Source organism: Trichocoleus sp. FACHB-591 (assembly GCF_014695845.1).
GTDB lineage: Bacteria > Cyanobacteriota > Cyanobacteriia > FACHB-46 > FACHB-46 > Trichocoleus.
Window position 1 is genome coordinate 24235 of sequence record NZ_JACJPA010000113.1, and the last position, 8899, is coordinate 33133.

Annotated in this window: 10 protein-coding genes; 5 read left to right on the forward strand and 5 right to left on the reverse strand. The window is 47.0% G+C overall.

Translation table 11 applies throughout. From position 1 onward, the window contains the following. Nucleotides 1-71 precede the first annotated feature (71 nt). Nucleotides 72-698: a hypothetical protein gene (locus tag H6F90_RS25385; RefSeq protein WP_190554853.1), complete on the forward strand. Its 627-nt coding sequence runs from the start codon at nt 72-74 to the stop codon at nt 696-698. 161 nt (nt 699-859) lie between these two features. Next, a complete protein-coding gene (locus H6F90_RS25390) occupies nt 860-1288 on the forward strand; it encodes a YidH family protein (protein WP_190442434.1) in 429 nt (142 codons plus the stop codon). A gap of 11 nt (nt 1289-1299) precedes the next feature. Here H6F90_RS25390 and H6F90_RS25395 read toward each other — a convergent pair whose 3' ends face one another. The 3 genes from H6F90_RS25395 to H6F90_RS25405 form a co-directional block, all read right to left on the reverse strand. Next, nucleotides 1300-2058, reverse strand: coding sequence for a phosphatase PAP2 family protein (locus H6F90_RS25395; protein ID WP_190554854.1), 759 nt, complete (start codon nt 2056-2058; stop codon nt 1300-1302). Nucleotides 2059-2109: 51 nt separating this feature from the next. Next, nucleotides 2110-2871: a sulfite exporter TauE/SafE family protein gene (locus tag H6F90_RS25400; protein ID WP_370588092.1), complete on the reverse strand. Its 762-nt coding sequence runs from the start codon at nt 2869-2871 to the stop codon at nt 2110-2112. 343 nt (nt 2872-3214) lie between these two features. Next, nucleotides 3215-3724 carry a hypothetical protein gene (locus H6F90_RS25405; RefSeq protein WP_242024630.1) on the reverse strand — a complete coding sequence of 170 codons (510 nt, stop codon included), beginning with the start codon at nt 3722-3724 and terminating at the stop codon, nt 3215-3217. A gap of 211 nt (nt 3725-3935) precedes the next feature. On the opposite strand from H6F90_RS25405, the gene cysK reads away from it, so the two are divergent. Both cysK and H6F90_RS25415 read left to right on the forward strand, forming a co-directional pair. Beyond that, nucleotides 3936-4895, forward strand: a complete 960-nt coding sequence (cysK, locus tag H6F90_RS25410; protein ID WP_190554856.1) for a cysteine synthase A — start codon at nt 3936-3938, stop codon at nt 4893-4895. A 102-nt stretch (nt 4896-4997) separates the two neighbouring features. Beyond that, nucleotides 4998-5540 (forward strand): cupin domain-containing protein, encoded by a 543-nt coding sequence (locus H6F90_RS25415; RefSeq protein ID WP_190554857.1) that lies wholly within the window; start codon nt 4998-5000, stop codon nt 5538-5540. 97 nt (nt 5541-5637) lie between these two features. Here the strand turns inward: H6F90_RS25415 and H6F90_RS25420 are convergent, their stop codons facing one another. Then, on the reverse strand, nt 5638-6093 hold the full coding sequence (locus tag H6F90_RS25420) for an Rrf2 family transcriptional regulator (RefSeq protein WP_242017149.1): 456 nt from the start codon (nt 6091-6093) through the stop codon (nt 5638-5640). A 233-nt stretch (nt 6094-6326) separates the two neighbouring features. Continuing rightward, nucleotides 6327-7604, reverse strand: a complete 1278-nt coding sequence (locus H6F90_RS25425; RefSeq protein WP_190554858.1) for a tetratricopeptide repeat protein — start codon at nt 7602-7604, stop codon at nt 6327-6329. Nucleotides 7605-7942: 338 nt separating this feature from the next. Here H6F90_RS25425 and H6F90_RS25430 point away from each other — a divergent pair, with 338 nt between their 5' ends. Then, a complete protein-coding gene (locus H6F90_RS25430; protein ID WP_190554859.1) occupies nt 7943-8746 on the forward strand; it encodes a phosphate/phosphite/phosphonate ABC transporter substrate-binding protein in 804 nt (267 codons plus the stop codon). The last annotated feature ends 153 nt before the right edge of the window (nt 8747-8899 follow it).

Below are 8899 nucleotides of genomic sequence, written 5' to 3' on the forward strand. Positions count from 1 at the left end.
CTATAGATTTTCCATCTAAAGCAGCATGTAGCTGCTGGAAAACAGTTTAATTTCAAACTAAGGAGATCATCATGAAATTTTTCAGACTTGCGCTTTTAGCTTTGGCTTTGTTAGTGAGCTTAGCGATCGCTCCTCCTGCTTGGGCAGATCCTAACTTCACCAAGGGATCTGACTATGCTGAGGTGACTCAAGCCTTGGATGAACTTTTGCAAGCAAAGAACTCTCCCAATCAAGCAGGTTACAGGGGTGAGGAAGTTCAGCAGAAACTGGCTGATTTGCAATTTCAAAAGTATGTTTTAGAGACGGCAAAAGAACAGGCTCAGTGCCGTAATGAAACGGGAAGAACGATCGCTGTTTATGCTAGCAAACCCAAGAAATCTCCTACACCGCAACTTTACTTTTTAGGTAATGGTAAGGTCACAGATGATGATTGGAAATGCAGCGGCGTTTATCTCCCTAGCGGGGCTCAAGTCGCTTTAACTCCTAACGCTCAAGCGGAAGAGTTGGCAGAGCCGATTGCCTTCAAGATTGTAGATGGTACTCAATTGATCGCTAAGAGCAATCCAAACAGTGGTGTGCTTGAGTTTAATGTTTCTCCGGCCAAAGTGTTTACAGCTAGCGAACCTGGTTGGTCCATTCCAAATCTGTCTCTAGCAGATATTGAAGCCACCGCTCCTAATGCTCCGATTGAAGACTAAACCTTGATGGCATACTAGCTAAGCTAAACTGCTGACCTGAACGCCCAGTACAAGAATTGTGTCTTAAACCAACACATTAACTTGCTGGGCGTTCAGTCAAATGTTCTATAGTAAGGGACGCCGATCTATTACTGCGAATTGAGTTCAGGGAGACGCTATCGATGCAACTATTTAAATCCACTAAAACAGAAGGAGATGCCGAACCACCAAGACGGCTTAATCCTAATCGAGTCCGGGATCACCTAGCCAACGAGCGCACTTACCTAGCTTGGATGCGAAGTGCGATCGCCTTGATGGGCTTCGGTGTGCTAATTGTCCGTTTGCGAATTTTGCGTCCACCACTCGCTCCCCAACCGCCTGGTAACGGCTGGAAGCTAGGTTTAGCCTTCTCTGCGGCAGGGCTTTTGATGGTGTTGCTTTCAGCTCAGCATTACTTCACTGTGCGCCGAGATATTGAAGAAGATACTTATGCGCCCCCAGACCGCTGGGTGATTTTGTCCACCCTGGTGATCGTCATCTTGGGGGCTGGAGTCATCTATTACGTGTTTACAATTCCGCTAGAATCATTGGGCAGTGTGATCGTCGAATAACGAGTGGCAACTTACTCCTGTGTCGCTGACACTTCGTTGGTTTCAGGACTTAAAGTTTCTGGGTTCAACTTGGCTAAGTGAGGCTTGACGACTAAACTGACGGCGATCGCCCAAGCAATGGAAACCATCCACCCCGCTACAATATCGCTCGGATAGTGAACGCCTAAGTACAACCGCGTCCAAGCGATCGCCACGACAAATAAACTGCCCAAGGTAGTCACCCAACCACACCAACGACTGCCCCAGGTTAAAACAACTAAGGATGCCACAAAAGCCATACTAGCCATTGCATGGCCACTGGGGAAAGCGAATTCTGGTTCTGGGGGAAAAGTCGAGTCCCACAGATGGGGGCGTACTCGATGCAGAAGCTCCTTGGCAGTACGGTTAATCAGCATGGCTCCTGGTAATGTGATTAGGAGATAAATCAGCGATCGCCAGCGCTTCAAGAAAAACATTGCCATCACCAGAGCTGTAGAGACCGGAAACACTCCCCAGCGCGTGCCAAACTGAGTTAAGGTCAGGGCCAGCGAGTCCAAGTTGGCTTGTGCTGTGGAATGAATTGCCAGCAAAATAGAGACATCCCAAGGTAGGCCACCTTCTTGCAGTTGAATCTGTCCAGCCAAAAGGATAGCAAGTTGTAATGGCAAAAAGACTCCTAGAAAAAGTAATAGGAGCGATCGCCAATGAGTGCTCAACCACAGTTGAACAAAACGACCAAAAGTTTGCAGAAGTTTGCCAAAGTTAGATGATAAAGCTCTTTGAGAAGACATGGAAGGATAAAAAGATGGATTCTAAGATGAACAATCAAACCTAAGGATGCTTTAGACTTGATGGGCCAACTTCCAACTCACCATGACTAAAACCATGTACACAACAAACCGCAGGGCTCGTTGTGGCGCGAGTTGGCAAAGTTTAGTCCCTACTAAAACGCCTGGTAATGATCCTATCCATATCGGGATTACCAAGCTCCAGTCAACTGTCCCTAGGGTGAGGTGTCCTAAAGCAGTAAAGCTTAAGAGAATGGCTGCTTGAGCTAAATCAGTGCCAACCAGCTTGCGAGCATCTAAACGAAAGAAGGCAATCAGTGCTAAGGCAAACATGGAGCCGGAGGAGACACTGGTTAAACCCACCACACAACCCAAGATGGCTCCGATCGCGATCGCGGCAGCTCGTCCTAAGGTCGTTTCTAAATCGATCTTGGGTAAAGCAGGGTACTTTAAGCCGGGTACAAAGGTCAGCAGTACCAGTTGCACGAGTGCCGCTACAGTAACCATTAGAATGGCTACCCCAATCAACCGCAGCAAAATCGCGTCTAAATTGAATTCCCCGATATGCCTCAGCCAGTGCAGGATACCAACTCCTGTTAAGGCACCAGGCACACTTCCGATCGCCAACCATTTTACGACTGTTGCATCCAGGGTTTGTTGCTGCCAGTGCCTAACGCCTCCGGTGACTTTCATTAACGTTGCAGCAACCACATCAGAACTGACTGCAATAGAGGCTGGAACCTGAAAGACAAAGATCAGCATGGGGGTAATCAGAGAAGCTCCTCCAATTCCAGTTAAACCCACTACAATTCCCACAAAAAAACTCAGGCATGATAGTAGAGGGTAATTCATACTGTGGCCTTAGGATACATAGTTAAAAACAAAAGCTTTTCAAAAGCTACGTCTTCTGTGTCAGGCCTACTTGTTAGCCTTCATCACGCCTGCCTGTTAGACATAGCCATTTTGCATAAATAGCTGAGGTGATGAACATAGCGCTCAGCAACAGTTTTCTAGCTTGGTCAGCGAATGAGAAGAGAATGCTTTTAGTGCCAAAAATCCTGGTAGATGCTAGGTAGATGCTAGTGCTTGACCTTGAATCAGCTGCAATTTCTCAAGGCAATACAGACAAGTCGATACAGAGCGGTATCAAAGTTATCAGTTAACTTTTTAATATCACTAGTTGTAAAAGTGAACTGAGGTCAATTGACTTTAGATCAGAAAAAATAGCTGGAACATCTAAAATTTTCAGTTGTACCAGGGCCAAAATGACTAGAGTGTAAACTGTTGAAGAACCGATACCCATCAACAATTCTTTTTTTAAGTTCTGCTCTTTTGGCTGCTCTTGGAGCATATCGGCTGTGCCTAGTTGCATCAATAGAATACCAATAATATTGGAGAGCCAATATCCGGCGATCAAGCCAGGAGTAAATAACTTTCCAGAAAACAGACCGCAAACATAACCAAAGAAGTAGGCAACTGGTAGGTTAAACACCAAGTCATTCCACCAACAGAGGGGAGACAGCAGGTATCCGATCAAAACTAGAAAGCCGCCCCGTAACTTTTTGGGTGTAATTCCTTTGAGTTTTTCCTGGACAGTTTGCCAAAACACCTCTGGGGTGGCGTCTTGTTGCTGATCAGGCTGCTCGCTGGCCTCGTTGAGATTATGCATAAAAACTACGGCATCTTGATAAACTTACAGTATTTTACATGCTGATGGCTTAATTACGCAAACTCGATAGGATTACCGTATTTTTAAGGGCTCAGTAAAACTTTAGTTGTTATACTACTTTTACCTGCCTAAAGTACGGTAAGCCGATAGGTTTACGGTTACTTCTGTTCAAGGTGCATTTGCTCGTCTAGCCCTAGGTCTATCAGAATCCATGCAAATTGCTCGTGATATTACCTGCCTGATCGGTCAGACTCCTTTAGTGCAGCTCAATCACATTCCTCAAGCCGAAGGTTGTGTGGCTCGAATTGCTGTGAAACTTGAAGGTCTAAATCCCTCGTCTTCTGTCAAAGACCGCATTGGTATTGGCATGATTCAAGCGGCTGAAGCAGAAGGGCTGATTCATCCGGGCAAATCAGTTTTGGTGGAGCCAACATCGGGCAATACAGGCATTGCCTTGGCTATGGTAGCTGCGGCTAAAGGCTACCGCTTGATTTTGACCATGCCAGAAATGATGAGTCTGGAGCGGCAACTAATGCTGAAAGGCTATGGAGCCGAACTGGTACTTACCCCAGCCACCGAGGGCATGCAAGGGGCGATCGCGAAAGCAGAAGCCATTGTCGCTAGCCTCCCCGACGCTTTTATGCCACAGCAATTTCGCAATTCTGCTAATCCTCAGGTTCATCGAGAAACTACGGCTGAAGAAATCTGGGCAGATACAGAAGGGGAAGTTGATATTTTCATGGCGGGGGTTGGAACGGGTGGCACCATTACAGGCGTCGCGGAAGTGTTAAAGCCTCGCAAATCAGGGCTACAGGTGATCGCCGTCGAACCTGTCAATAGTGCAGTTCTCACAGGTGGCGCTCCTGGAGAGCACAAGATTCAAGGAATTGGGGCAGGATTTATTCCCCCAGTCTTGCGCCTGGAACTGATTGATGAAGTCCTGCAAGTGTCTGATGAAGCTGCGATCGCTTACAGCCGGAGATTGGCCCGCGAGGAAGGTATTTTATCTGGTATTTCTACCGGAGCAATTTTGGCAGCAGCGATTCAAGTGGCCCAGCGCCCAGAAAATGCTGGACGGTTGATTGTGATGGTACAGCCAAGTTTTGGAGAGCGCTATTTGAGTACTGCCTTATTTAAAGACCTGGAAGCAGAGACTTCGGAATACAGCTAAATGCTACTAAAGCTTGACAATCCCCGGTTTTTCCACGGGGAAATGATTGTATCCCAATCTGAAGTCGCCTATACTTTTTGAAAGTAAATTAATTCCTCTGTAATGGCGATCCTACAGCTAAGCAACGGCAAAGTTTGCGGTAATTCTAGTGAGATTGTTCGTGAACTTGCTCTTTTTAACGTTCAGCTCCAGCACTACAGCTTAGAAGCTCCGCAACACTGGGCCGATTTACTAGCTGAGGATGTTCTACCAGACCTGGAAAAGCGCCAAATCTTGGAGCTCTGCGATCGCCAACTTGAATCGTTAAAGCAAGAAACTAGCTATCTCTGGTCTGACCTGCTAGTGTTTCACCCTGGCTCCTCTCAGCTCCACAGCATCAGCACCTACAACCGATACCACACACATAAGGCTCCAGAAGCGCTTTACCTATTGTCAGGAGAGGCAATTTTTAGCTTCATAGAGCTTGATGGTCAGCAGGTACAGCTCCTATTGCAGCCAGGAGACTACGTCCAAATTGCGGCTGGCATAGAACACTGGTTTAGTCCTACCGCTTCACTTGAGTTTAAAGCTGTCCGCTACTTTACTACTGTGGATGGTTGGGTGCCCCAGTACACCGAGTTGGGCGAGCTGAAGAAGCTACGCTGATCAGGCTTTCTAGCTTGTTTCTCACCTTGCTGAACGAGCCAAGGGAGGCGGTAGCCAGAAAGTAGTCTGGGTTGCCCGCCAGAATTAAAGATTAAAGTTAGATATAGTACATCGGGTTTTTCTGTTTACGCGCATCTCGCTTCTGGACTAGATTTTGCAGCGTATAACGGCCTAAAACGGCTTGGGCTTGACCGCTCGCCTGCTCCCAGATTTCGCGCACGATGTCTCGCTCTATCGTTGGAGTCTCATTAGATTCTGTTTCTTTGCGATCGCCATCCACTAAAACGACGATCTCCAGCAATGTAACTTGCCAAGCTTCACGAGCGAGGGTGTACCCGCCTCTAGAACCTCGCTGACTCTGAACGATGCCCCCCCGGCGCAGACTAGTCAGAATTTGCTCGAGGTAGCGATCGGGAATGGCTTGTCTGCCCGTAATTTCTCCGATTGTGAGAGGAGGGGCGCTAGCGGGATGACTGGCTAATTCCAATAGAGCTAGCAGCGCGTACTTGACTCTAGAAGACAGTCCCATTAGGGCGTAATTTTGACTATTCAAGTTCCTACTCGATTACTACGGTTTTCCGATAGGGTATTGAGACTTTATCGAAAATATCATAGAAACTACGACAAATCCATCGACTTACTGTATTTACTTCTCGGAAGGTTGAGCTAGATATAAATATCAAGATGCCAGAAGGCGTTTCAGCCTTATTTTGTATGACTCAGCGCTGACGGTTTCGCCTCGCTTAAATCACTGGTTTAATGGTGGGCAGTGCCAAGCATGTCTAGTCAGGCAGTTTTGATCCTTAATGAGGGTGACCAAGATAAAGCAGCCATTTTAGACTCTGCCTCACTCCGCAATACTGCGTCTTTATAAAGCTGATGGAATAGTTGCTGCTGAGCATGACTGCCACCAACAACCCACAATTTTGACAACACAGGTTTAAGATAGGCGATCGCCCCTTCCCAATCATTTCTAGCATGGGCAATCATCCCCTGCGCTGCCGGCAGAGTGATTACAGTCCAAATCCTGCGGGCTGTAGAGTCTAGCGTTTGAGCATAAGCAGTCATACTAGTGAACATTTCATGAACCAAGTCTGCTTGATTGGCTTTAGCTAAAGCATAAATATAGTGGAGGTCTTGGAAGGGTAGCGAGTGCTCATGCAGACGCGTTAATAGATGGGGGACTAAGTTATCCCATCGTTCTTCAACAGGAACTGACTGGAACTCTAGACGCAGCAGCAAGGAGATCGCTCCAACCTGGTCCTTAGGAGAATCTCGGCGAGCTTTGCCCCAAATATGCTGATCGTAGAGGGACAAAACTTTAGTAGTCTCGCTCAATTGCCCATAGAAGAGCGCAACATGCCACCAGTTATGGGTGTAGAGCATAGAATTACAATGCTCCCAGGTATCCGAAAACTTTTCCATCCACTCAATCCCATCTACCGTCCGCCCTTGTGTTTCCATCACATGAGCAACGGCATGATGCGCCCAAGGATTGTTCCGCTTCAGGCGAGTGGCTTCGCGGGCGATCGCTTCTGCTTCCGGCAATTGATGGCATTGCTCCAACCCAAACGCTAGCATTGAAAGCAAATCTGGCTGGTTTGGATGAACTGGCAAAACTTTTTCGGCAATTTTCAGCAACCCAACTTTGTTGCCTCGATAAAAGTAGTGATACTGCCCCTGTTGTACAGAGATTAAATCTTGGGGATAGTCCTCAGCGATCGCTTCATGAACCGCGATCGCTGTATCAATAGCCCCTTTGGCCCAAGCTGCGATCGCCTGAATATAAAGCTGCTCCCGCTCGGTAGCTGACTGACTGTAAGTTTGGGCTGCTTGGAGATAAGGAATGGCTTGTTGCCGTGCGATCGCACTTTCTTGAGATAAGTAGTGAGCTGCAGCGTACGCATTGGCAATTGCGCAGGTTGGATCGGCACTTAAGGCTTCGAAAATGGCGAGTTCTGCCTCTCGGCCATACTGTAGAGCTTGGTTAATAAAGGCATTAATAGCTGCGATCGCCACGAGCGAATGAGTCGTGACTTCTAATCCTTGAATATCTCGAAGCATTGTTACTCTCTCACACTACAAATCACCACACTGAAGCAGAGTCAGTAGCAAACACTAACTCTGGAAACAAAATCTACGGTAAATCAGTCGGAATATAGTACTTTCTAGATTCAGTATTCCACAACCCGTCAACAAATGGCAAGATTAAACACCGATAAGCTGATAGGATTATCGGTGTTTAGTGATAGATTGACCTCAAGACTCGCTTGTCCCAAGGACGATGCCAAACGTCTATAGCAATCCCAAATGGGTTGTGAGAGGCAGCCCCTCACAACCCGCTAATCTCACACATAATTTAGGACAGCTATAGCGATTAGAGAAACATTCAAGGAATCAGTATGTTGCCTAGTCCCCTGAGAGCGGTTTCTTATTTGGCTCCAAATTTATTTTGGTTTTACCAGGCAGTGATTGCTTATTTAGAGCGAAGTTTAGATATCGAGATCTGCCTAGTGCAAGCTGAGTATGACCCACTCGCTGATCCAGCTTTGCTCCAGGATCAACTCGATATTGCTTTTATCTGTGGTCTCCCCTTTATTCGACACTATCAAGTTGCTCCTGCTCAGTTACAAGCAGTAGTCGCTCCGGTGATGCAAGCTGAACGCTATCAAAACCAGCCTGTCTATTTTGCGGATGTGATTGTAAATGCGGCTAGCGAAGTGAGGACACTGGAGCAATTGGCAGGCAAAACCTTTTGTTACAACGATCTTGGTTCTAACAGTGGTTACCATCTACTCTGGCATCGATTATTTCAAAAGCAATATTCACGAGCTTTTTTTAGCCAGACGGTGGCATCTGGTTCTCATGAGTGTTCAATTCAATGGGTCGCCAAGAATAAGGTAGATTGTGCAGCGATCGATAGTACCGTTTTAGAGCAAGCAATACGAGATATCCCCGATTTATCTGATCAATTGCGAATTATTGAATCCATCGGCCCATGCCCCATGCCCCCCATTGCTGTGGCTCAAAGGCTGGGAAAGCCATTCCTTCAAAAACTACAGGCACGTCTTCTCGATCCTAATTTAGACCTGCAATTACACATGCATCAGGCAGGCATTCACCGATTTGCAGTCATGGATTCACAGGCCTATCAGCCGATCGCCCAATTTTATATAACTCATTTGAGATCTCACAGCGGTTGTTGATTGAGTAAGCCACAATTTGATAGCTCAGATCTTGCACCTCGTAATCTGAACCTCCCACCCCTGCTGCTGTAACAGCATGCGCTTTTGCTCAACTTCCTGAAGCAACAGGGCAACAACCACCTCGCCTAGGCAGGCTCCGAGCACGGTTGTCGC

Coding starts and splice junctions, on each gene's coding strand:
- H6F90_RS25405 (WP_242024630.1), bottom strand. CDS start 3,724: ATGCATAATCTCAACGAGGCCAGCGAGCAGCCTGATCAGCAACAAGAC.
- H6F90_RS25425 (WP_190554858.1), bottom strand. CDS start 7,604: ATGCTTCGAGATATTCAAGGATTAGAAGTCACGACTCATTCGCTCGTG.
- cysK (WP_190554856.1), top strand. CDS start 3,936: ATGCAAATTGCTCGTGATATTACCTGCCTGATCGGTCAGACTCCTTTA.
- H6F90_RS25430 (WP_190554859.1), top strand. CDS start 7,943: ATGTTGCCTAGTCCCCTGAGAGCGGTTTCTTATTTGGCTCCAAATTTA.
- H6F90_RS25415 (WP_190554857.1), top strand. CDS start 4,998: ATGGCGATCCTACAGCTAAGCAACGGCAAAGTTTGCGGTAATTCTAGT.
- H6F90_RS25385 (WP_190554853.1), top strand. CDS start 72: ATGAAATTTTTCAGACTTGCGCTTTTAGCTTTGGCTTTGTTAGTGAGC.
- H6F90_RS25395 (WP_190554854.1), bottom strand. CDS start 2,058: ATGTCTTCTCAAAGAGCTTTATCATCTAACTTTGGCAAACTTCTGCAA.
- H6F90_RS25390 (WP_190442434.1), top strand. CDS start 860: ATGCAACTATTTAAATCCACTAAAACAGAAGGAGATGCCGAACCACCA.